We start from the raw sequence: 22,469 nt of genomic DNA on the forward strand, positions 1-22,469 counted from the left end.
ACGTAGTGCGCGAGGGGGCGTTCGGCGGCGAGGGCCGCGCGGGCGGCGTTGGCGCCGCAGGCGCCGTGGACGCCGCCGCCCGGGTGGGCGGAGGAGGACGCCAGGTACAGGCCGCGGACGGGGGTGGCGGGGCGGCCGGTGCCGGGGACCGGGCGGAAGAAGAGCTGCTGGTGGACGGCGGCGGTGCCGCCGTTGAGGGCGCCGCCGACCAGGTTCTCGTCGCGTGCTTCGAGGTCCGGCGGGGCCAGGACGCGGCGGGCGAGGATGAGGTCGCGGAAGCCGGGGGCCCGGCGTTCGACCTCGGCCTCCACCCGGTCGGCCATGGCCTCCCGCTCGCCCGGCCCCCAGGTGCCCGTGAGGCCCGCGCCGCCCGCGTCCTCGCGGACGCGCTGCGGGAGGTGGGTGTAGGACCAGGCCGACTCGGTGCCGGCCGGGGAGCGGGACGGGTCGGCGGTGGTCATCTGGCCCACCAGCACGAACGGCCGGTCCGGGACGGCGCCGGTGGCCAGTTGGGCGCTGTTGCGGGTGAGGTGGTCCATGCTGTCGGCCAGGTGGACGGTGCCCGCGCCGGCGGCCTCGGGGGAGGTCCAGGGGATGGGCCCGGACAGCGCCCAGTCCACCTTGAACGTCGAGGTGTCCCACTGGAAGCGGCGGACGTCGTCCCGCAGCCGGGCCGGGAGGTGCTGCCAGGGGACCAGGCGGCCGTACAGCGCCGGGGCGGGGACGTCGGCCAGGACCGCGCGGCGGGCCCGTACGGCCTCCCCGTCGTCGGTCAGCACGCCCGCGGCGCGTCCGCCGATGACGACCACCCGCGCCACCCGGGCGTTGCAGCGCACGGTCCCGCCCCGGGACTCCAGGCGCCGGACCAGGGCCTCGGTGAGGGCGCCGGCGCCGCCGGCGGGGACCGGCCAGCCGACCTGCTGGCCCAGCATCGCCAGCAGCCAGCCGTAGACCGTCCCGGCCGTGGACTCGGGGAAGATGTCCGCGTGCAGCGCGCAGCCCGCCAGCAGCAGCGGTGCGCCCGGTCCGGCGAACTCCTCCTCGCCCAGGCGCCGCACCGGCAGCATCAGCATCCGCAGCAGCCGCAGGCCCCCGGCCGCCCGCAGCTTCGCCGCCAGCGACAGGGCGGGGCGCACCGGCGGGAAGGGGGTGAGCATCGCGTTCAGCAGGTCGGGGCCGAGCCGGTCCCACAGGCCGGTCAGCCGCAGGTACGCCTCCCCGTCCCCGGGCGCGAAGGACTCCAGGCTCCGCGCGGTCTCCTCCCGGTCCCGGTGCAGGACGGCGCAGCGGCCGTCGGGCAGCGGGTTGGCGAGGACGGCGGGGGAGTGGCTCCAGGTCAGGCCCCAGCGCTCCAGCTCCAGGGAGCGGATGGTGGGGGAGGCCGCGGCCAGCGGGTAGAAGGAGCTGAACAGGTCGTTGACGTAGTCGGGGTGGACGCCGCGGTCGCTGCGGACGGCGCCGCCGGGCTCGGGCTGGGCCTCCAGGACCAGCACCCGCCAGCCCGCGTCCGCCAGCAGGTTCGCGGCCACCAGCCCGTTGGGGCCGGCCCCCACCACGACGGCGTCGGGCGCCTCGGTCATCAGCGGCTGAGCCTCCTCGGGAAGTCCCCGGGACGGGGGTGTCAGGGGCGGGGCGTGTCCGGGCGGGCGGTGTGGGCGGGGTGGCCGCGGGTGCGCCGGGCCTCCTTCATCTCCGCCTCGTACAGGTGGCGCAGGCCGCCCACCAGGCGGCGCACCCGCTCCTCGGCGGCGAGGAACGGCCGGTAGTAGTGGTCGTCGTAGCCCTCGACGATCTGGAACGTCCAGTGGCCGGGGATGACGTTGCGCCCCAGGACCTCGGTCTCCAGCAGGTCCGCCTCCTCCTCGTGCCCGGCGGCGCGCAGCAGGTCCACCGCCTCGCCCAGCAGCAGGTCGGCCCGGCCGGTCATCTGGTGGAAGGAGTACAGGTGGCCGCGGGCCCGCTCGGTCGCCTCCAGGGCCTCGGAGACCTTGCCGACGGCCTCCACGGTGGCGTCGGTGACGCCCGGCGGGCGGCGGTGGGCCCGGTCGGGGCGGTCCTCGGGGGACTCGGACGGCTCGGGGGAGCGGCCCGCGGTGCGGCTGCCGGTGGACGTCATGCGCGGCTCCCCGCTTCCCTGTCCGCCCGGGAGCGGCCGGACTCCACCACGTTCCGCAGCCGCGACAGCATCAGCCGGTGCCGCAGTTGCAGCGCCACGTCCATGGGGGCGGTGTGCAGGGTGGCCACGGCGCCGCGCAGGGGGTGCTCGTCCATGGTGATCAGCGAGCCCTCGCCCCACGGGCTGACGGAGATGGCGATGCGGGCGCTGCCCAGGCGGCCCGCCGAGGCCTCCAGCTCCAGCCGTCCGGGCGGCTCGCAGATGCGGACGACCGTGTGGCCCTGCATGGCCAGCGGGCCCACCCCCACCTCGTACCGCAGGGTCGTGCCGACCTCGGGCCAGTTCCCCTCCGCCTCCACGGTGGAGCGGGTGCCCACCACCCACTCCTGGTAGCGGTCGGCGTCGCCGAGCACGCTCCACACCCTGTCGGGTTTCCTGTTGACCCACACGTGTCGCACTGCCATGCGGCCCGGGTACCCGGTTTTCCGCGATGCACCGCGCGGGGCGCGCCGCCGGCCCCCTTACGGGCGAGTCCCCGCCCGCCGGTCCGGGTCCCCGGCGCGCTCGTCGGGCAGGGCGGGGATCTCCATGGTGACCAGCGTCGGACCGCCCGGCGGGCTGCTGACGGCCAGGATGCCGTCGAAGGTGCCGAGCCGGCGCTCGACGCCGGCCAGCCCCGTGCCCGCGGCGGTGTCGGCCCCGCCGCGCCCGTTGTCGGTGACGGCGATCCGCAGCGCGCCGCCGGCCGCGTCGTAGTCGACGTCCAGCCAGATCCGTTCGGCGCCCGAGTGCTTGGCGGCGTTGGTGAGCACCTCGCCGACCGCGAAGTACGCCGCGGCCTCCACCGGCGCCTCGAAGCGGCCCGGCAGGTCCACCTCCGCCTCCACCGGGATCGGCGACCGCAGGGCCAAGGCCCGCAGGGCGTCCCCCAGGCCGCGCTCGGCGAGCACCGGGGGGTGGATGCCGCGCACCAGGTCGCGGAGTTCGGTCAGGGCCTCGGCGGAGTTCTGCCGGGCCTGCGCCAGCAGCTCCCTGGCCTGTTCGGGGTCCTTGTCGATCAGCGCCTCGACGGTGCCCAGGCTCATGCCCATCGCCACCAGCCGCGCCTGGGCGCCGTCGTGGAGGTCGCGCTCGATGCGGCGCAGTTCGGCCGCGGAGGAGTCCACCGCGTCGTGCCGGGTCTCGTACAGCCGGTCCACGCGGCGGCGCAGCGCCATCTCCCGCGTCGGGGCCAGCAGGGCGCGGGTCAGGAGGGAGCCGGTGCGCAGCAGGTGCGGGCCCGCCCACAGGCCGAGGGCGGTCAGGCACCAGCCCAGGCCCAGCGCCAGGAAGGCGTTGACCTGCGAGGTGAGGGGGACGAACAGGAACCACTCGCCCCGCATGGCCCGCCAGACGCCCGCCGCCACCACCGTGCCGTACGGGCCGTGGAGCGTCAGCGCGGTGGGCAGCAGGGCGAGGACGAAGCCCGCCGTGGCGTCGGCCAGGAGCCACTGGAGGTCGCGCCAGGTCGCCGGGTCCTTCAGCAGGAACACGCAGCGCTCGACCTGCCCGGTGACGCCGGAGCGCAGGTCGCGGGGCCAGGGGCGGTACGGCGCCGGGCCGGCCGCCGCGCGCCGCCACCGGGCGTACCAGCGCACCGCGCCCAGCACGGCGGGGGTGGTCAGGACGCCCACGCCGACCAGGACGAGCGCGATCGACACCACCGACAGCACGAACAGCGTGATCCCGCACGCCAGGGACATCACCGCCAGCGGCAGCCCCCGCGCCGCGGCCAGCAGCCCGTCCGAGACCTTCTTCCCGTTCACCCGCGCACCCCCGTCCTCAGCCCGTCCGGGGCACTCGCCCGGCGGGAACCCCAGTCTGGGCGGCGCCCGGCGGCCGGGTCACGGGGACGGGCACCCGGAACGGGGGTGTAGCCGGCACCACCCCCGGGCAGGACGGCGGGAGCGCGGCCCGCCCCGCCGTCCTGCCCGGGACGGGGCGGAACGCGGCCGTCCGCGCAGGTCCGGCATAGTGGCGGTCCCCGCCCCGCGCGGCACACCCGAACGCATCCGAGAGGAGACGCAGCGCCATGAGATTCGGTCTGCTCGGCACCGGTCCCTGGGCGGAACGCACCCACGGCCCCGCACTGCGGGACCACCCCGGCGCCGAACTGGCGGGCGTGTGGGGCCGCCGCCCGGAAGCGGCGGCCCGCCTCGCCGAACGCCTCGGCACCCGGCCCTACGACGACGTGGACGCACTGCTGGCCGACTGCGACGCGGTGGCGGTGGCGCTGCCGCCGGACATACAGGCGCCGCTGGCGGTGCGGGCCGCGAAGGCGGGACGCCACCTGCTGCTGGACAAGCCGGTGGCCACCACCGTGGCGGCGGCCCGCGAGGTGGCCGAGGCGGCCGAGGGCGCGGGCGTGGCCTCGGTGGTCTTCTTCACCATGCGCTTCCGCCCCGAGACGGCGCGGTGGATCGAGGAGCAGCGGGCGGTGGGCGGCTGGCAGGTCGGCCGCGCGGACTGGCTCGCGGGGATCTTCGGCGAGGGCGCCGGGGAGAGCCCGTACGCGGCCTCGCCCTGGCGGCGGGAGAAGGGCGGGCTGTGGGACGTCGGCCCGCACGCCCTGTCGGTGCTGCTGGGGGTGCTCGGCGACGTGGCCGACCTGGACGGTTCGGTGGCCGCCGTGTCGGGGCCCGCCGGGGGCACCGTCCAGCTCGCGCTGCGCCACGCCTCGGGCGCCGCCAGCACCTGCGCGCTCAGCCTCGCGGTGTCCCCGGCCGCCGCCACCACCGCGGTGGAGCTGCGCGGCACCGCGGGCGCGGTGTCCCTGCCGGACGGGTGGACGGATGCGTCCACAGCCTTCGGGCACGCCGTGGACGCCCTCCTGGCCTCGGCCCGCACCGGTGAGCCGCACCCGTGCGACGTACGGCTGGGGCTGCGGGTGACGGAGATCCTCGCGGCGGCGGAGGCCCGCCTCCGCCGCTGACCCGGCCGGACCCGGCGGCGGACGGGACCTGACGGGCCGTCACTCCCGGTGCAGGCTCACCCCGCACGCCGCGCACAGGGTGTGCGTCCAGTAGCCGTTGTGCCACAGCCTGGTAGTGGTCGGCCCGGCGCACACCCAGCACACCGCACGGCCGTCGGCGCCGTGCTCCCGGGGGCCGCGGACCGGCGGGGCGTGCAGCAGGCGGCGCACCACCACCGGCAGCGGATCGGTGGGGTGGCGCCGGGGGTCGGGGCAGTAGGCGATGCCGTTGCAGCCGCGCCACCGCGCCCGCCACGCGTCGGCGGGCGCGGGCTGCCGCCGTCCCGAGCGCTTCTCGCGCGTCCGCCGCCTGGCGTACGCGGACTCGGCGGCCAGCCAGACCAGCCGGGCCTCGTGCAGTTCCTCCACGGCCCGCACCAGCGCGTCGGGATCGTCCTCCGGCCGCTGCGGTATGCCGGCGCTTCCGCGCAGGTGGTGGAACGTGGCGCCGAAGCCGTACGGCGCGAAGTGCACCAGGCACGACCGCAGGTCGCTCAGCCGCCACCGCGGCGGCCGTGCCGCATCGTGCACCCGGGCCCGGTGCGTGCCGAAGCTGCTCATCCCCCGCCCCCTTGTCGCTCCTAGGAGAGGATGACGGCACCCTGCCCCATCCGGACCCGCGGTGACGGAACTTCCGTGACTTTTCCGGGAGCACTTTCCCGGCGGCGCCTCCCGGGCGGGCGGCCACCCGGGGAAGCGACAGAACACCTGTCCGGCTTTGGCCATAGATTTCCGGAGCGTACAACCGCCCAAAGCGGCACGAACGCGCTGGCTCCGGCCGTATCGCCCGGCCGTGCGCCCTGCGTGCACCCGCATATTCGGGCCGTGTCTGTCAAGTTTCTGCGACGGCTCGCCGCAAGCCCCTATGCTCCCTGTCACGCAGCGAGTCGTCGCCGTTACGGCTTGTTGCCGCTGCGTGTGACGTCCTGGCGTCGACATGCCCTTCAGGCGGGGCGGCCGGGGGGCCCGACGGATCCACCTGCCCTCTTCCGGGGGTGGCGTATGCCAGGGGTCCGTGCCACCCGCAAGGTCGCCCGCACCGCGTCCCGCGCCGCACCCGATCGACCCCGCCCGACCCTGCCGTCCCACCGTCCCGACCCGTCCCCGCCCCCGAGACCCACCGTCCACCCCGAACCCCGAGGATGCCCATGGAGCCTGCCGGCTCGCTGACGGGAGGCCGACGCCCCGCTTCCGGGGGCGTGTGGCTCATCCCCCCTGTCCTGGTCGCCGCCTGTGCGGCCATAGCCGTCTCCGCCGTCACCGACCAGGCCCGCGCCGCGGTCGCCTGGTGCGGGGCCGCCGCGGCGCTCGCCGTCGCCGTGGCCGCGTACGAGGTGGTGCGCCGAGGGCGCGCGATCACCGCCCTGGAACGGCGCGCGGAGCGCCAGATGGCGGACCTCGAACGCTACTGCCACGAGGTCATGCCCCCCATCGTCACGGCCGTCCAGCGCGGCCGGGCACCCGCCGACGTGGTGCCCGCCCAACTGCACCCGGACGACTCCGACCCGCGGCTGGTCGAGGCCCACCGCACCCTGACGAACCTGGTCGTGCGGGCGGTCCAGGACCGCGAGTACCAGCGCGACTCCGCCCGCCGCGCGATCGTCAACATCGCCTGCCGCATCCAGGCCGAGATCCACCGCCTCCAGGCCGACCTGCGCAGGATGCAGTTCAAGCACCCCGGCCCGGAGATCCTCGGCGACCTGATGCACCTGGAGCACGGCGTCAACGTGGCCGGGCGCGTGGCCACCAGCCTGGCCGTCCTCGGCGGCGGCAGCCCGGCCCGCCAGTGGCAGAAGCCGGTCTCGCTGTACGACGTGCTGCGCGCGGGCAGCGCCCCCATCGCCGAGTACCTGCGCATCGACCTGCACCGCATCGCCGAGGTCGCGGTGCTCGGCCCGGCGGTCGAGCCGCTGAGCCTGGTCTTCAGCGAACTGATGGACAACGCCACCCGCTACTCGCCGCCGAGCACCAAGGTGGTCGTCAACACCGAGGAGGTGGCCTCGGGCATCGAGGTCTCCATCGAGGACAAGGGCGTGGGGCTCACCGAGGAGACCCGCGAGCACGCCGAGTTCCTGCTGACCCAGGCCCTCGACGGCCTGGACCTGGAGGACCTCGGCGAGACGGCCCGGATGGGCCTGCGCGTGGCGGGCATCATGGCCAACCGGCTCGGCCTGCGGATCTCCCTGCGGCCCTCCACCTGCGACGGGGTGCGCGCGGTCGTCTTCGTCCCGCACGACCTGCTCACCGCACTGCCCATGGACGGATACCCCAGGGTGGGCGGCCGTCCCCCCGGCATGGTGACCCGCCGGCCGGAGCCGGCCGGCCCCGCCGCCGAGCTGGAGGAGGCGGTCGTGGTCGAGCGCAACGCCAACGGACTGCCGCAGCGCCGCCGCCGGCGCATGCCCGAGATGACGGGCCGGACCGGCGCCCGGACCGGCGCCCCGGCCGGGACCGGGCGGAGGGCGACCGGGCGGCAGCCCCTGGAGATCCACCCCGACATGGGGCTGTGGATGGGTGACTTCTTCGGCAGGCCCGGCGGCGAGAACCACGGTGAGAACGACGGCGGGGACGGCAGCGGGAGCACCGGCGACGGCGCCGCGCCCCCGGCCCCCCGGACATCCCCGGCGACCGGCAACGAGTCGCGGAACCAGTAGTGGAATCAGGTGAGTAGCACGTGACGCAGCAGCGCCTCAAGAACATGGACTGGTTGCTCAAGGACCTGGCCGTCACCGTCCCCTACACCCGGCACATCGTGCTGCTGTCCGCGGACGGGCTGTGCATGGCCCAGTTCGGCACCGACAAGGACACCGCCGACCGGCTGGCCGCCGCGTCCTCCGGGCTCAAGAGCCTGGCGCAGTCGGTGGCCGCGGAGTTCCCGCACGGCGGGGGCGACGTGCGCATGGTCGTCCTGGAGGTGGACGGCGGCTTCTTCTACCTCATGGCCGCCGCCGCCAACTCCTACCTGGCGGTGACCGCCGACGAGGGCGTGGACGCCGGCCTGATGAGCCAGCGCATGAGGGACCTGGTGATCCGGATCGGCGACCACCTCGCCAGTCCGCCCCGCGCGCCCGAGCAGGCGCGGTGAGCAGGGGCGACCGGAACAGGGGAGGGGACTGGGAGGAGGGCACCCCCGTTCCCCTGTACATCGTCACCGGCGGGCGCACCGAGGCCGGGGAGGCGGTGGTGCTGGACCTGGTCACGCTGATCGTGGCCCGCTCCGAACCGAAGCCCGGCATGCGCCCCGAACACGTCTCCATCCTGCGCATGTGCGCCAACCCGCTCTCCGTGGCCGAGATCTCGGCGTACCTGGACCTGCCGTTCAGCGCCGTCCACGTGCTGCTCGCGGACCTGATCGCCGAGTCCTCCGTGGAGGCGCGGCAGACCCGCACGGCGGACACGGCCGCCGCGGACCCCGACATCGAGATCCTGAAAGCGTTGATCGATGGACTACAACGACTCTGAACTGCCCCTGGGACCGCGGCGCGAGGACCTGCTGCCCACCTCGACCGAGAGGTCGGTCAAGGTGGTGGTCGTCGGGGGGTTCGGCGTCGGCAAGACGACCATGGTGGGCTCGGTCAGCGAGATCCGTCCCCTGACCACCGAGGAGACGATGACCCAGGCCGGCGTCGGCGTGGACGACCTCTCCGGCGTGGAGCGCAAGACCGAGACGACCGTGGCCATGGACTTCGGCCGGATCACGCTCAACGACCAGCTCGTCCTCTACCTGTTCGGCACCCCCGGCCAGCAGCGCTTCTGGTTCCTGTGGAACGGCGTGATCGCGGGCGCGCTGGGCGCCGTGGTGCTGGTGGACACCCGCCGCCTGGAGGACAGCTTCCCCGCCATGGACCGGCTGGAGCAGGGCGGCATCCCCTTCGTCGTCGCCATCAACAACTTCCCCGGCGCCCCCGTGTATCCCGTCTCGGACCTGCGCTCGGCACTCGACCTGCCCGGCCACGTCCCCCTGGTCAACTGCGACGCCCGCAGGCTCGACTCCAGCCGCGACGTCCTGCTGACGCTGATGCACCACCTCTACGACTCCGCCACCGCGACCTCGGAGGCCCTGTGACCACGCCGCTCCCCGACCCCGACCTCTCGCGCGCCGGGTTCCCCGCCGGCGCGACACCCCCGCCCGGCTGCCCCGCCCACGTCCCCGACCGGGCCAAGGGACCGGGCGGCGCGACCCGGCTGTACGGGCCCGTCGCCTCCGCCGACCCCATGGGGCTGTACGAGCGGCTGCGGGCCGAACACGGCCCCGTCGCGCCCGTCCTGCTGGAGGGCGACGTCCCCGCCTGGCTCGTCCTGGGCTACGACGAGATCCTCCAGATCGCCCGCAACCCGCGCCGCTTCACCCGCGACGCCCGGCACTGGCGCGACTGGCAGGAGAAGAGGATTCCCGAGGACTCCCCGCTGCTGCCGGTGCTGGCCTGGCGCCCCGACTGCATCTCCCAGGACGGCCGGGAGCACAAGCGGCTGCGCGGCGCGGTCAAGGACAGCCTGGAACGCTTCGACCGCCGCGCCATCCGCCGCCACGTCCACCGGCGCGCGCACCAGCTCGTCGACGACTTCGCCGGGGCCGGACGGGCCGAACTCCTGGGCCAGTTCGCCCAGTTGCTCCCCATGCTGGTGCTGACCGACCTCTTCGGGCTGCCCGACGCCGAGGGGGCCCGGCTGGTCGAGGCCAGCCGGCAGCTCGTCAAGGGCACCGAGAAGGCCCTGGTCGCCGACCGCCGCATCCACGACATCCTGGAGCGGCTGGTGGCGGAGAAACACCGCTCGCCCGGCCCCGACCTGGCCTCCTGGCTGGTCGAGCACGAGGCCCGCCTCACCGACGAGGAGGTCCTCCACCACCTGCGGCTCGTCCTCGTCCTGGCCAACGAGACCACCACCAACCTGATGGTGAACACGTTGCGGATGGTCCTCACCGACCCGCGGTTCCGCGGCACCCTCAACGGCGGCCAGATGACGCTCCCGGCCGCCGTCGAGCAGATCCTGTGGGACGAGCCGCCGCTGACGGTGCTCCCCGGGAGGTTCCCGACGTACGACACGGAGATCGCCGGGCGCGAGGTCCGCAAGGGGGACCTGCTGCTGCTCGGCCTGGCGGCCGGGAACGTCGACCCGGCCATCGGGCGCACGGCCGGCGAGGACATGCACGGCAACCGCTCGCACCTGGCGTTCAACAGCGGGCCGCACGAGTGCCCGGGGCAGGACATCGGGCGGGCCATCACCGGCTCCGGCATCGACACCCTGCTCAGCAGGCTGCCGGACCTCCAACTGGCCATCCCCGAGGAGGAGTTGAGCTGGACCTCCGTGTCCTGGTCCCGCCACCTCGACGCCCTGCCGGTGCGGTTCACCCCCCGCCACGCCCGGAACCCGTTCTCGCGCCGGGCCGCTGCCGGGCCGCCGGGTGCGTCCCCGTCGTCTCCGTCGCCGCGGCCGTCCCCGCCGTCCCCGGCCGCTCCGCGTCCGCGCGGCGGCGGAGGCGCGCAGGCGGACGCGGGGACGGCGGCCCGGGTGGCGACGGCACCGGCCCACGGGCGGACGCACGGCCGCTGGTGGGACCTGCTGCGGCCCTGGCGGCGCGGCTGACGCCCGGCCGGGCCCGGGGAGGAGGGGGCGTGGCCGCCGGAGCACCGGCGGCCACGCCCCCTCCTCCGTGCCGCCCCGCTCCGGGAGCGGGGCCGCGACGACGGGGGAGGGCCTTCCCAAGGACGTTGGGGCACGCGCCAGATGACGGACGGTTAATATGACCGCGTCAATCGCACGAGAGGGCAACCTTCCGCCGATCGAAGGATCTCCGGCCGTCGTGTGCCGTTCGCTTCACATCACTCACCCCACACCGTCAGAGGGATCGCGCGATGTCAGAGCCTGTCGCCCCCAGCCAGCGCCGAGCGACCGGGGGGCGTCCGCTCCTGGCCGTAACCGCCGCCTGTCTGGCCGTGCTCGGCACGGCGGGCGGGACCGTCACCGCAGCCGCCCCGGCCGCCGCACGGCCCTGGGTGCTGTGGACGGCCGTCGCCGGAGGACTGATCGCCCTGGTGGCGGTCGTCGTCGCCACGCTGTCGGCCCGGCGGGCGCGCGCCGCCTCCGCTGAGGCCGCCGAGCGGGCCGACGCCCTGCGCCACCAGGCGGGCCGGCAGGCGGCGCACACCGCCCAGCTCGTCAACGTCACCCTGCCCGCGGTCGCCGAGCGCCTGCGCGGCGGGGCGAGCGCCGAACAGGCGCTGACCGGAACGCCGATGCCGGACGACGCCCACCTCGCGCGGGTGCTCGACGCCTTCGCGCGCGAGCTGGCCTCCTGCGTCCGGCAGCGGCGGGTCGCCGAGGCGGAGCGCGAGGCGGCGGAGCGCCGGGCCGCACACCTGGCGGACGAGGCGGAGCGGCTGACCACGGCCGTCCTCCCCGCCGCCTTCGGGCGGCTCCACGACGGCGCCTCGGCCGACACGGTCCTGGCGGCGCTGCCGCGCCCGCAGGAGGAGCGCCTGGCCGGACTGCTGGACTACGTGGTGCGGCAGTACGCGACCAGCGAGCGGCGCTCCGCCGCCGCGCAGGCCGCCAGCGCCAAGGCCCTCAGCCGTGTGCAGGCGGCGGCCGTGAGCATGCTGGCGGACCTCCGCGAGATGCAGGAGCGCCACGGCGAGGAGCTGCTCGGAGACCTGCTCAGGCTCGACCACAGCACCTCGCAGCTCGGCCTGCTCGCCGACCGGGTGGCCCTGCTGATGGGCGGACGGGCCAGCCGGTCGTGGAACAAGCCGATCGTCATGGAGAACATCCTGCGCGGCGCCATGGGGCGGATCGCCGCCTACCGGCGGGTGCGGCCGCACTGCGCCAGCACCGCCGCGATCGCCGGCTTCGCCGCCGAGGGCGTGATCCACCTGCTCGCCGAACTCATCGACAACGCCGCGAACTTCTCGCCGCCCACCGACGACGTCAACGTCTACGTCGAGGAGCGCACCGCGGGCATCGTGGTGACCATCGAGGACAGCGGGGTGCGGATGGCCGACGCCGCGATGCGCCGCGCGGAGAAGGCCGTCGCCGGTGAGCTGACCGACCTCGCCGACCTCCAGGGCACCCGGCTCGGCCTGGCCGTCGTGGGGCGGCTGGCCGTCAAGTACGGCATCTCCGTCAGCTACCGGCCGTCCTCCCGCGGCGGCACCGGCGTGGTGGTGCTGCTGCCGCCGCACCTGCTGGCCCAGCAGCGCGCCGAGCCCCACGCCCGGGCCGCCGCCCCCGAATCCCCCGCGCGGAAGAAGCTGCCCGCCCCGGCCGCCGAGCGCGCCCTGCCGGAGGCCCGGACCCGGACCGAGACCGGTGCCGGGGCCGGGAGGACCGAGACCGAGAAGACCGAGACCGAGAGGACCGAGGCCGAGGCGGAGAGCGAGGCCGGGACCCGGGCCGCCGGAAGGACCCCCCACGGGCTTCCCGTACGGCCCCGGGGCCGCACCCTGGCCCAGGCCGACCGCGGCCGGGAGCGGGCCGCGGACACCGCGGAGGGGAAGCGCCCCGTCCGCGACACCGGCGCCCGCTTCGGGGCCTTCCACCGTTCCCGGCGTCCCGAGAACCCCTCTTCGTAGGCGAGACACGGTGCCGTAGGGGCACTCGACGAGTCGGACGCCCATCCCGCTGTGAAGACCGTGAGATTGGAGACACGGGCTGGTCACCGGTTACCGGTTCCGAACCCGCCCGACACCGCCATGCAGACCACTGACAAGAGTTTGAACTGGCTCCTGGAGAACCTGCTGGACCGCACCCCCGGGACGCGGCACGCCCTGGTGCTCTCCCGCGACGGGCTGAAGCTGTGCTGGAGCAGCAACCTGACACTGGACCGGGCGGACCAGCTCGCGGCCATAGCCTCCGGAATGCAGGCCCTCGCCCACGGGGCCTCGGTGGAGTTCGGCGACGGGACCGGGGGCGTCCGGCACTCGATGACGGATTTCCACGGCGGCCTGCTGTTCATCGTCGACGCGGGTGACGGCGCGCACCTGGCCGTCGTGGCCGACGACAGCGCGGACCCGGGCGTGGTGGGCCACCACATGGACGAGATGATCGAGCAGATCGGCGACCACCTGCGGGCGGAGCCGCGGACGCAGGCCCAGGACGACGTCCGGTCATGAGCCGCAAGCCCGTCGACACCGGGGAGCCCCACCGGCTGTACACCGTCACCGGTGGGCGCAGTCGCGCCGAGGGCGTCTCCCTGGACCTGGTCACGCTCATCGTCAGCGAGTCCCGGCCGCTGGAGGGCATGCAGTCCGAGCACGTACGGATCCTCGACCTGTGCCGCACCCCCACCGCGGTGGTCGAGATCGCCGCGGAACTCCAACTGCCCATCACCGTGGTGAAGATCCTGCTCAGCGATCTGCTCGCCACCGGCCGTGTCACCGCACGGCACCCCCGCGGGGCTGCGGCGCGCAACGACGCGCCCGACTCCGCCCTGTTGAAGGAGGTGCTCCTTGGACTCCAGAACCTCTGAGGCCCCCGCCCGCCTGCCGCTCGCCGCCGCGGCACGGAACGGCCTGAAGATCGTCATCGTCGGGGGCTTCGGCGTCGGCAAGACGACGCTGGTCAGATCCGTCAGCGAGATCCGGCCGCTGAACACCGAGGAGGTCATGACCCAGGCCGGGGCGGGCGTGGACGACACCGCGGGGCTGACGGCCAAGACCACCACCACGGTGGCGTTCGACTTCGGCCGGATCAGCCTGAACGAACGCACGGTGCTGTACCTGTTCGGGGCCCCGGGCCAGGAGCGCTTCTGGTTCCTGTGGGACCGGCTGTTCTCCGGGACGCTCGGCGCGGTGGTGCTGGTGGACACCCGGCGGATGGCCGACTCCTGGTACGCGATCGACCGGCTGGAGCACCACCGGACGCCGTTCGTGGTGGCCGTGAACCGGTTCGACGACGAGGAGAAGTACTACTCCCTGGAGGAGATCCGCCAGGCGCTGAACCTGCCCGAGGACGTACCGCTGATCGACTGTGACGCCCGGGTCCGCTCGTCGGGCAAGAAGGTGCTGATCACTCTCGTCGACCATCTCTACCAACTGGCGCTGGCCCGGGAGACGACCCCATGACCGACCCTTCCGCCCCCGACAACACCCCCGGCGCGGTTCAGCCCCCGCCCGGCTGCCCGGCGCACGCCGACGCCGTACCGCTCAGCGGCCTGGAGTACCAGCAGACCCCGTCCGAGCTGTACCGGGCGCTGCGCCGCGAGCACGGCGCGGTCGCCCCCGTGCTGCTGGAAGGGGGCATACCCGCCTGGCTGGTGCTGGGCTACGCCGAGGTCTCCTACGTCACCAGCCACGACGAGCTGTTCGCGCGCGACTCGCGGCGCTGGAACCAGTGGCCCAACATCCCCGACGACTGGCCGCTGCTGCCGTTCGTCGGCTACCAGCCGTCCGTGCTGTTCACCGAGGGGGCCGAGCACCAGCGCAGGGCGGGCGTCATCAGCGAGGCCCTGGAGGGGGTCGACCAGTTCGAGCTGGCCCACCGCTGCCGCCGGATCGCCGACCAGTTGATCGACCGGTTCGCCGGCAGCGGCGAGGCCGAGCTGATGTCCGCCTACGCCCACGCCCTGCCGATGCGCGCGGCGGTCGAGATGTGCGGCATGCCGGCCGAGGGCACCGACACCGACGACCTGGTGGAGGACCTGCGGATGTCCCTGGACGCCTCGGAGGGCGACGATCCGGTGGCCGCCTACGTCCGCGTCCAGGAGCGCATCCAGCAACTGGTCAAGGACAAGCGCGCGACCCCCGGCCCGGACGTCACCTCCCGGATGCTCACCCACCCGGCGGGACTGTCCGACGAGGAGGTCGTGCAGGACCTGATCTCCGTCATCGCCGCCGCCCAGCAGCCGACCGGCAACTGGATCGGCAACACGCTGCGGCTGCTGCTGACCGACGACCGCTTCGCCCTGAACGTCTCCGGCGGCCGGGTCAGCGTCGGCCAGGCGCTCAACGAGGTGCTGTGGCTCGACACCCCCACGCAGAACTTCATCGGGCGCTGGGCGGTGCGCGACACCCAGCTCGGCGGCCGTCAGATCAAGGCCGGCGACTGTCTGGTGCTGGGGCTGGCCGCGGCCAACACCGACCCGCAGCTCTGGCCCGACGGGTACGTCGGGGCCGAGGGCAACTCGGCGCACCTGAGCTTCAGCAACGGTGAGCACCGCTGTCCCTACCCCGCGCCCCACCTGGCCGACGTCATCGCGCGCGCCGCGGTGGAGAACCTGCTGGAGCGGCTCCCGGACATCGTCCTGGCGGTGGAGCCCGAGGAGCTCACCTGGCGCCCCTCCATCTGGATGCGGGGCCTGACCGCCCTCCCCGTCTCCTTCACCCCGGTGATGCAGTGACGACCCGGCAGACGCGGTAGCCGGTGGCCGGGCCGGCCGGAGCCCGGTCAGCCGGCGGGGGTGAACGTCACCGGCACCGCCTTCGGCCCCCGGGTGAACACGCCCTGCTCCACGATCTCGGCGCCGTCCGCCAGCCGCACGTCCGGCATGGCGTCCAGCAACTGGTTGACGCCGATCTCCACCTCGGCCCTGGCCAGCAGCGCCCCGACGCAGAAGTGCCGGCCCAGCGCGAAGGCCAGGTGGTCGGCCGCCGCGGAGAACGCGGTCGTCGTCGTCAGGTCGTCGCGGAAGATGTCGAAGGCGTCCGGGTTCCGGTAGCGCTCCGGGTCGCGGTTCGCGGCGCCGATCAGGCAGGTGACGGTCGCCCCGGCGGGTATGGTGCCGCCGCTGAGGGCCACCTCGGTCGTCGTCTGCCGCATGATCATGTGGACGGGCGGGGTGTAGCGCAGGGTCTCGGCGAACGCCCGGTCGATCAGGCTCCGGTCGGCCCGTACGGCGGCGAGCTGGTCGGGGTGGGTCAGCAGGTTGGCGAAGAGGGCGGCGATCGCCTTGTCGGTGGTCTCCCCGCCGGCGGCCAGCAGCAGGCTGCAGAACGCCTTGATGTCCTCGTCGCTCATCCGCACGCCGTCGACCTCGGCGGCGCAGAGCGTGGACAGCAGGTCGTCGCCCGGGTTCTCACGCCGCCGCCGGATGATCGGGATCATGTACTCGGCGAACTCCTCCCTGGTCCGGTGGCCGGCGGCCGTCACCTCCGGGTCGCCGGAGAGGTTGCCGAGGAAGGCGATCACCGAGGTGTACCAGCGGTGGAACTTGTCGTGGTCGGCCTTGTCCAGCCCCAGCATGTCGGCGATGACGTTGACCGGGAAGCGGGTGGCGAAGGCGTCGACCAGGTCCGCCGTGCCGGTGGTGCGGAAGGCGTCGATGAGTTCGCGCGCGTTGCGCTCGATGACCGGGAGGAACTTCTCCCGCAGGTCGCTGCCGCGGAAGGCGGGGGCCACCAGCGCCCGGCGCACCGCGTGCTCGCGTCCGCTCATCTGCAGGATCGTTCTGCCGTGGACGGGCTCGATCTGCCAGGTGTAGTTGTCGGTGCTGAACGACGCCCCGTCCTTGAAGGCCCGCTCGACGTCCTCGTACCGGGAGACGATGTAGCTCTTGGTGGCCTCGTGCCAGATCAGCGGCGCCTCCTCGCGCATCACGCGGTAGGCGGAGTAGGGATCGGCGGCGAACTCGGCCGAGAGTATGTCGGGCATCTGCTGCGCGGTGGTCAAGACGGAGCTCCCTCGATGAGGTGACGAGCGGATGCGTCCAGAATATTGACCTTTCAACGGATGAGACAGCCTCGCCGGAGTGATATGTGCAGCATGCAGCCACATCAAGTGCCGTTGTCCGGTGGGCCGTTCACCCGCCACGGCCGTCCGGCCCCACCGCGCCCGCCGGGCGGCGCGCCGTCAGGGGGCTCCGCCCGGCGGCGATGTGACGGAACGGATGCGGCGGGACGCTAGCGGGACAGCGCGTCGCGAACGGCCTCGTCGGTGCGCGCCACGACCGCCGTACCGTCGTCGGCGGTGATGATCGGACGTTGGATCAGGCGCGGGTGCCGCGCCAGCGCCGCGATCCACCGGTCCCGGGCGCCGGGCTCCCGGGGCCACTCCTTCATCCCCAGCTCCTTGGCCTCGGCCTCCTGCGTCCGTGTGATGTCCCACGGCTCCAGCCCGAGCCGCTCCAGCACCTCCCGCAGCTCCTCCTCGCCGGGCGGGTCCTCCAGGTAGCGGCGGACGGTGTACTCGGCGCCCTCGGCGTCCAGCAGCTTCACCGCGCTGCGGCACTTCGAGCAGGCGGGGTTGATCCAGATCTCCATGCGGCCACCGTAGCGGTGCCGTGGGCGTCGGGAGGGCCCCCGGACCCGGGCGGCCGGGGCGTCCCGGTGGGCCCGGAGCCGAGGCCCCGGCGTCAGACGACCGGCGGGAGGACGGCCGTCCCGGCCCGACAACCGGCCGTTTCTCCGCACCGCCCGGGAGCGGGGGAGACGGCCGGATACCCCGCCGACCAGCGCAAACGCACCGCGGGACGGGCAACGGCCGGTGCTTGACGCCGCGTTGGGGCCTTCCTATGGTCTCTTCGCCCTACCGGAAGGGTTCCGAAAACTTCCGTCCCTCCACACCCCCACACCCCCACACCCGCGGACCGGGCCGGCGCGCCCCCGGCGAGGAGCGCCCGGACCCGGCCGCGTACCAGGAAGGAACCGGAGTTGGCCATGACAACGAGCACCCCCCACAGGACCGTCCGGAGCCGCTCGCGCTCCCGGCGCCCGGGCCGGCTGCGCCGCCTGGTGGCGCCCCTGCTGCTCTCCGCCGGGCTGTGCCTGGGCACCCTGACCGCCACGGCACCGGCACAGGCCGTCGACAGCACCGTCATCACCTCCACCCAGAGCGGCGGCCGGACCGTCTCCTTCACCTTCGACGACGGCCCGAACCCCACCGACACCCCGCGCCTGCTGGAGGTGCTGCGCAGGCACGGCGTCAAGGCGACCTTCTGTCTGTGGGGCGACCACGTCCGGCAGTACCCCCACCTGGTGCGCGCGATCGTGGCGGACGGCCACCGGCTGTGCAACCACTCCATGTCCCACCAGGACATGGGCGGCTGGTCGCAGCAGCAGATCCGCCAGAACCTGGAGCAGACCAACGCCGTGATCCGCCAGGCCGCGCCGAACGCGCAGATCACCTACTTCCGCGCCCCGTACGGCAACTGGGGCCAGAGCCCGCAGGTGGCGGCGTCGATGGGGATGCAGCCGCTGGGCTGGCGGCTGGCGATCAACGACTGGGAGCCCCCGGGCACCAGTGAACTGCTCCGCCGCCTGATGCAGGGCGTCACGCCCGGGGCCGTGGTGCTGATGCACGACGGCGGCGGCGACCGCAGCCAGACCGTCGCGGCCGTGGACCAGGCCATTCCCCAACTGAAGTCCCAGGGCTACACCTTCGACCAGCCGGCCGTCCGCTGACCCGGCTCTCCTCCCACGGCACGTGACACCGGTCCCGGCGGGGCGTCCCCGCCGGGACCGGTGCGTTTCCCGTGGTGTCCCGTGTCCTCCGGCGTGCGGATCAGACGGTGGTGCAGGCGGTGCCGTTCAGCGTGAAGGAGGCGGGCTCGCCGGTGTCGCCGGTGTGGGCGGCCTGGAAGCCGAACCGGACGACCGCGCCCGCGGCGAGGGTGGCGTTGTACGCGGCGGGCGTGGCGGTCACGGCACCGCTCGCCGGGCTGTAGGTGGCACCCCAGCCGGAGGTGATGGTCTGGCCCGCGGGCAGGGTGAAGGCCAGCGACCAGTTGCTCAGCGGCGCGCTGCCGGTGTTGGTGACGGTGACGGTCGCGGTCAGACCGGTGTTCCAGGCGCTGACCGCGTAGTCGACCCGGCAGGCGCCCGGGGTCGGTTCCGGCTCCGGGTCGGGACCCGGGCCCGGGGTGGTGCCGTCCAGGCCGAAGAACGTGACGGCCCGGGCGGCCATGCCGCTGGTGGGCAGGGAGTGCCCGACGCCCTGGAGGCTGATGGCCTCCACCGGCGCCTGGTCACCGGTGCCGCCGTAGCGGGTGCGGGTCCAGTTGGACTGCGGCCGGTCGGTGCGGGCGGGGGTCTGGCTCACCCCGTGCACGTTGGTCCACTGCTCGATCTGCTCGGTGAAGTTCGGGTAGCGCAGGGTGCCGTCCTCGGTGCCGTGCCAGATCTGGATGCGGGGCCGGGGGCCGCTGTAGCCGGGGTACGCGGCGCGGACCAGGTCGCCCCACTGCTGCGGCGTCCGGTTGACGGTGCCGTTGGCGCAGGCGCTGTTCCAGCCGGACCCGTCGGTGGTGGCGAAGCAGGAGTGCGGCACGCCCGCGAAGGCCGCGCCCGCCTTGAACACGTCCGGGTAGTTGCCCAGCAGGACGTTGGTCATCATGGCGCCCGACGAGGCACCGGTGACGAAGACCCGCTGGGGATCGGCGTTGTGACGCTGCAGCACGTGGTTCACCATCGACCGGATGCCCACCGGGTCGCTGCCGCCGTCGCGCCGCAGCGCCTGCGGCGAGGAGACGTCGAAGCAGTTGCCGCTGCGGGTGGCGGACGGGTAGACGACGATGAACCCGTACCGGTCGGCCAGCGAGGCGAACTCCGTGCCGGAGTGGAACGCCGGGCCCGAGCCCGTGCAGTAGTGCACCGCCACCAGCACCGGCGGACGTGCCCGGACGGTGTCGGGCACGTACAGGTGCATCCGCAGGTTGCTCGGGTTGGTGCCGAAATTGGTCACCTCGGTCAGGGTGGCCGCCGAGGCGGGAGGCGCCGCCAGGGCGAGGAGGAGCGCCCCCAGCAGGGGTAAGACGCCTCCCAGGAGCGCTGTCAGCCGCGGACCGACCGACCGGAGCGATCGCCTCCGGACAATCGTCTCCGCCTGCTGCACGGATCTGTCGGACATGTTTCCGTCCTTCCTAGACTGCGGGACGTGAAGGGACTGCTGCTGCGGCTGTCGGAGCTGGACGCGGACGCGGCCACCGCCGTGCGCGTGATCGCCCACTTCGAGGCGCTGCTCGGCGGCGGCCCCGACCCGGTGACCCTGGCGCGCTCCACGGCCGCACTGGCCGGGTGCGCGGCGGGACTGGAACTGGCCGACGGCCGCACGGCGCGGTTCGGCCCGGACGGCGCCGCCCTGCCGGGCCCGCCCGGACACGTCTCCGGCCGCGTGGACCTGGAACCGGCCGGGCGGGTCTGGCTGGAACGCTCCGGGGCCCCGGGACCGTTCGACGAACTGGTCCTGGAGTGGATGGCCATCACCGCGCGGGTGCTGGCCGGCCGCCCCCGGCAGACCCGGCCGCCCCGGGCCGCCGACCCGGCGCTGGTCGAACTCGTCCTCTCCGGGCGGGAGGCCGTGGAGGACCGCGCCCGCGCGCTGCGGCTGCTGGGCCTGGCCCCCGGGGTGCCGCTGCGGGTGGTCGCGGTGACCGGCGGCACCGCGGCGGACCCCGGAGTGGAGGCGGTGGCGCTGCTCGGACGCGGGGCCCTGCGGGGCGCCGTACGGATCGCGCGGGTCGGCTCCCTGGGCGCGGTGCTGGTGCAGGGCCCGGACGGCCCCGCGGCGGGCACCCCCTCACCGGCCGGGGAACTGCGGGCGGCGATCCGCGAGCGCGCCCGCGACCGGGCCGCGGCCCGCACCCCCGCGTCCGCACCCGGGACACCCGGGACACCCGGGACACCTGGGACAGCCGGGGCGTCCGGGATACGCGTCGGGATCGGCGGCGCCGCCGACCCGCTGGAGGCGCGGACGTCCTGGGCGCAGGCCCGCGCGGCCCTGCGGTTCGCCGTGCCCGGCACCCCGCGGGAGGCGGTGGCCGACCACGACGAGCTCGGCCCCGTCGCGCTGCTGGCGGACATCCCCCTGGAGCGGCTGCGCGCCCAGGCCGACGTGCGGCGGCTGCGGGAGCTGGGGCGCAGCGAGTGGGGCGCCCAGGGCATCGCCGCCCTGGCCGCGTTCTGCCGCACCGGCTCGCTGCGGCAGGCCGCCGTGGAACTCCACCTCCACCACAGCTCGGTGGCCGCCCGCCTGACGCACGTCGAGAGGGAACTGGGCTGGCGGCTGCGCGATCCGCAGGACCGGTTCCGCGCCCACCTGGCGCTGTACGCCCTGCGGCTGGCCGGCGGCGGGTGAGCGCTCACCGTCCTCACCTCCCCAGCGCCCCGCGCAGCACCGCGACGGCCTCGGCCGTCGCCCGCCGGATGACGGCGGCGTGCTCCACCGCCCACGCGCCGTGGAAGGTGCCGGGGATCAGGTGCAGTTCGACCGGCACGCCGGCGGCCAGCAGCGCGCGGGCGTAGTCGATGCCCTCGTCCCGCAGCGGGTCGAACTCCATCACCGAGACGTACGCCGGCGGCAGCCCCGACAGTTCGATGACCCCGGCGCGGGCGGGCGCGGCGTACGGCGAAACCCCGGCCGTGCCCGGCACCCCGTACCCCAGGTACGCCTCCCAGCTCAGCCGGGCGTTGCGCCGGTTCCACACGGGCGTGTCGGTGAACAGCCGCGCGCTGGGGGTCTGGAGCCGGTCGTCGAGCGCCGGGCTGCACAGGTGCTGGAAGCAGACCGCCGGCCCGCCGCGGTCGCGGGCGAGCAGGGCCAGCCCGGCGGCCAGACCGCCTCCGGCGCTGTCGCCCCACAGGGCGACGCGGTCGGGCCGGACGCCCAGTTCGGTGGTGTTCTTCGCCAGCCAGCACAGCCCGGCGTAGCAGTCCTCCAGGGGCGCGGGGAAGGGGTGTTCGGGCGCCAGCCGGTAGTCGACCGAGACCACCAGCGCCCCCAGCTCCCGGCACAGCATCAGGTTCCAGGCGTGGTCCACGTCCGGCGAGCCCAGCACGAACCCGCCGCCGTGGATGCCGTAGACGGCGGGCAGCGGGCCGGCGGCCCCCTGCGGCCGGTAGATCCGCAGCGGCACCTCGGGCGCGCCGTCCGGGCCGGGCGCGCGGACCTCCGCGACGTCCACGCCCGTGGTGTCCACCGCCGCGACCGCCGCGGCGAGCTGCTCCGCCTGCGCGGCCCGGGCCTCGTCGACGTCGGAGATGTCGACCTCGGGCATCAGCGCGAGCGCCGCGGCCAGCTCGGGATCGAACCGATGGCGCATGTCCGTCCTCCGGGCGTCGGTGTACGGGCTGGTGCGGTGCGGCATGGCGTCGTGGGGAGACGGTGTCACGGGCTTCCTCCCAGGTCATCAGACGGGTGTCGGGAGAACGGCCGTCCCGGGCCGACAGCCGCGCGGTCTCCGGGTGCCCGCCCGGCGGCGACCGGCCCCCAAGGGCGGCCGAACACTTCTGTGAGCAGCGGAAACACCCCTGCCGGGCGGCCTGTTCAGCCGTGCTTGACGCCGGGTGGGGGCCTCCCTATGGTCTCCCCGCTCCACCGGAGGATCCCCGGGGGTTTCCAGCCGTGCGCGTGGCCCGTACCGCCTCGCCCGCCCGTCCGGCCCGCGAGCCCGCCGTCCCGCCGCACCGTCCACGA

Annotated in this window: 22 protein-coding genes; 13 read left to right on the plus strand and 9 right to left on the minus strand. The window is 74.7% G+C overall.

The window, feature by feature from the left end:
* The 4 genes from VE546_RS18935 to VE546_RS18950 form a co-directional block, all read right to left on the minus strand.
* Window positions 1-1,580, minus strand: a 1,580-nt coding sequence (locus VE546_RS18935; protein WP_324923873.1) for an NAD(P)/FAD-dependent oxidoreductase, incomplete at its 3' end; no start/stop codon positions are given.
* A 41-nt stretch (window positions 1,581-1,621) separates the two neighbouring features.
* A complete protein-coding gene (locus VE546_RS18940) occupies window positions 1,622-2,116 on the minus strand; it encodes a hypothetical protein (protein WP_324923875.1) in 495 nt (164 codons plus the stop codon).
* Complete coding sequence (locus VE546_RS18945; RefSeq protein ID WP_324923877.1) at window positions 2,113-2,580, minus strand: SRPBCC family protein; 468 nt, start codon at window positions 2,578-2,580, stop codon at window positions 2,113-2,115. Before VE546_RS18945 ends, VE546_RS18940 begins: the two co-directional genes overlap by 4 nt.
* Before the next feature lie 57 nt (window positions 2,581-2,637).
* Entirely contained in the window at window positions 2,638-3,858 is a 1,221-nt protein-coding gene (locus VE546_RS18950) for a sensor histidine kinase (RefSeq protein WP_324923918.1), read from the minus strand.
* Window positions 3,859-4,187: 329 nt separating this feature from the next.
* Between VE546_RS18950 and VE546_RS18955 the strand changes: the two genes are divergently transcribed.
* Complete coding sequence (locus VE546_RS18955; protein WP_324923879.1) at window positions 4,188-5,087, plus strand: Gfo/Idh/MocA family oxidoreductase; 900 nt, start codon at window positions 4,188-4,190, stop codon at window positions 5,085-5,087.
* Window positions 5,088-5,126: 39 nt separating this feature from the next.
* Here the strand turns inward: VE546_RS18955 and VE546_RS18960 are convergent, their stop codons facing one another.
* Window positions 5,127-5,687 (minus strand): hypothetical protein, encoded by a 561-nt coding sequence (locus tag VE546_RS18960; protein ID WP_324923881.1) that lies wholly within the window; start codon window positions 5,685-5,687, stop codon window positions 5,127-5,129.
* A 587-nt stretch (window positions 5,688-6,274) separates the two neighbouring features.
* On the opposite strand from VE546_RS18960, the gene VE546_RS18965 reads away from it, so the two are divergent.
* The 10 genes from VE546_RS18965 (at window position 6,275) to VE546_RS19010 (ending at window position 15,462) form a co-directional block, all read left to right on the plus strand.
* On the plus strand, window positions 6,275-7,780 hold the full coding sequence (locus VE546_RS18965) for an ATP-binding protein (RefSeq protein ID WP_324923883.1): 1,506 nt from the start codon (window positions 6,275-6,277) through the stop codon (window positions 7,778-7,780).
* Between the two features lie 44 nt (window positions 7,781-7,824).
* A complete protein-coding gene (locus VE546_RS18970; RefSeq protein WP_324923920.1) occupies window positions 7,825-8,211 on the plus strand; it encodes a roadblock/LC7 domain-containing protein in 387 nt (128 codons plus the stop codon).
* Complete coding sequence (locus VE546_RS18975; protein ID WP_324923885.1) at window positions 8,208-8,588, plus strand: DUF742 domain-containing protein; 381 nt, start codon at window positions 8,208-8,210, stop codon at window positions 8,586-8,588. Before VE546_RS18970 ends, VE546_RS18975 begins: the two co-directional genes overlap by 4 nt.
* Window positions 8,569-9,192 carry a GTP-binding protein gene (locus VE546_RS18980; protein ID WP_324923887.1) on the plus strand — a complete coding sequence of 208 codons (624 nt, stop codon included), beginning with the start codon at window positions 8,569-8,571 and terminating at the stop codon, window positions 9,190-9,192. The genes VE546_RS18975 and VE546_RS18980 overlap by 20 nt, the downstream gene beginning before the upstream one ends.
* Window positions 9,189-10,712 (plus strand): cytochrome P450, encoded by a 1,524-nt coding sequence (locus VE546_RS18985; RefSeq protein WP_324923889.1) that lies wholly within the window; start codon window positions 9,189-9,191, stop codon window positions 10,710-10,712. Before VE546_RS18980 ends, VE546_RS18985 begins: the two co-directional genes overlap by 4 nt.
* A 269-nt stretch (window positions 10,713-10,981) precedes the next feature.
* The gene (locus VE546_RS18990; RefSeq protein WP_324923891.1) at window positions 10,982-12,697 is read left to right on the plus strand and encodes a sensor histidine kinase; all 1,716 of its coding nucleotides are present in this window, start codon (window positions 10,982-10,984) and stop codon (window positions 12,695-12,697) included.
* Window positions 12,698-12,817: 120 nt separating this feature from the next.
* Complete coding sequence (locus VE546_RS18995) at window positions 12,818-13,237, plus strand: roadblock/LC7 domain-containing protein (protein ID WP_324923893.1); 420 nt, start codon at window positions 12,818-12,820, stop codon at window positions 13,235-13,237.
* A complete protein-coding gene (locus VE546_RS19000; protein ID WP_324923895.1) occupies window positions 13,234-13,593 on the plus strand; it encodes a DUF742 domain-containing protein in 360 nt (119 codons plus the stop codon). The genes VE546_RS18995 and VE546_RS19000 overlap by 4 nt, the downstream gene beginning before the upstream one ends.
* Window positions 13,574-14,188 carry an ATP/GTP-binding protein gene (locus VE546_RS19005; protein ID WP_324923897.1) on the plus strand — a complete coding sequence of 205 codons (615 nt, stop codon included), beginning with the start codon at window positions 13,574-13,576 and terminating at the stop codon, window positions 14,186-14,188. The genes VE546_RS19000 and VE546_RS19005 overlap by 20 nt, the downstream gene beginning before the upstream one ends.
* Entirely contained in the window at window positions 14,185-15,462 is a 1,278-nt protein-coding gene (locus VE546_RS19010) for a cytochrome P450 (protein WP_324923899.1), read from the plus strand. Before VE546_RS19005 ends, VE546_RS19010 begins: the two co-directional genes overlap by 4 nt.
* 47 nt (window positions 15,463-15,509) lie before the next feature.
* Here the strand turns inward: VE546_RS19010 and VE546_RS19015 are convergent, their stop codons facing one another.
* Window positions 15,510-16,730 carry a cytochrome P450 gene (locus VE546_RS19015; RefSeq protein WP_324923901.1) on the minus strand — a complete coding sequence of 407 codons (1,221 nt, stop codon included), beginning with the start codon at window positions 16,728-16,730 and terminating at the stop codon, window positions 15,510-15,512.
* A gap of 230 nt (window positions 16,731-16,960) precedes the next feature.
* Window positions 16,961-17,320, minus strand: coding sequence for an ArsC/Spx/MgsR family protein (locus tag VE546_RS19020; RefSeq protein ID WP_324923903.1), 360 nt, complete (start codon window positions 17,318-17,320; stop codon window positions 16,961-16,963).
* Window positions 17,321-17,716: 396 nt separating this feature from the next.
* On the opposite strand from VE546_RS19020, the gene VE546_RS19025 reads away from it, so the two are divergent.
* Window positions 17,717-18,460, plus strand: a complete 744-nt coding sequence (locus tag VE546_RS19025) for a polysaccharide deacetylase family protein (RefSeq protein ID WP_324923904.1) — start codon at window positions 17,717-17,719, stop codon at window positions 18,458-18,460.
* A gap of 100 nt (window positions 18,461-18,560) precedes the next feature.
* Here the strand turns inward: VE546_RS19025 and VE546_RS19030 are convergent, their stop codons facing one another.
* Window positions 18,561-19,904, minus strand: coding sequence for a PHB depolymerase family esterase (locus VE546_RS19030; RefSeq protein ID WP_324923906.1), 1,344 nt, complete (start codon window positions 19,902-19,904; stop codon window positions 18,561-18,563).
* Window positions 19,905-19,931: 27 nt separating this feature from the next.
* Here VE546_RS19030 and VE546_RS19035 point away from each other — a divergent pair, with 27 nt between their 5' ends.
* Window positions 19,932-21,131: a helix-turn-helix domain-containing protein gene (locus tag VE546_RS19035; RefSeq protein WP_324923908.1), complete on the plus strand. Its 1,200-nt coding sequence runs from the start codon at window positions 19,932-19,934 to the stop codon at window positions 21,129-21,131.
* A gap of 13 nt (window positions 21,132-21,144) precedes the next feature.
* On the opposite strand, the gene VE546_RS19040 is transcribed toward VE546_RS19035, so the two are convergent.
* On the minus strand, window positions 21,145-22,095 hold the full coding sequence (locus tag VE546_RS19040) for an alpha/beta hydrolase (RefSeq protein ID WP_324923922.1): 951 nt from the start codon (window positions 22,093-22,095) through the stop codon (window positions 21,145-21,147).
* Window positions 22,096-22,469: the final 374 nt, after the last annotated feature.

The sequence above is a fragment of the Streptomyces sp. genome (genome assembly GCF_035644915.1).
Lineage (GTDB): Bacteria > Actinomycetota > Actinomycetes > Streptomycetales > Streptomycetaceae > Streptomyces.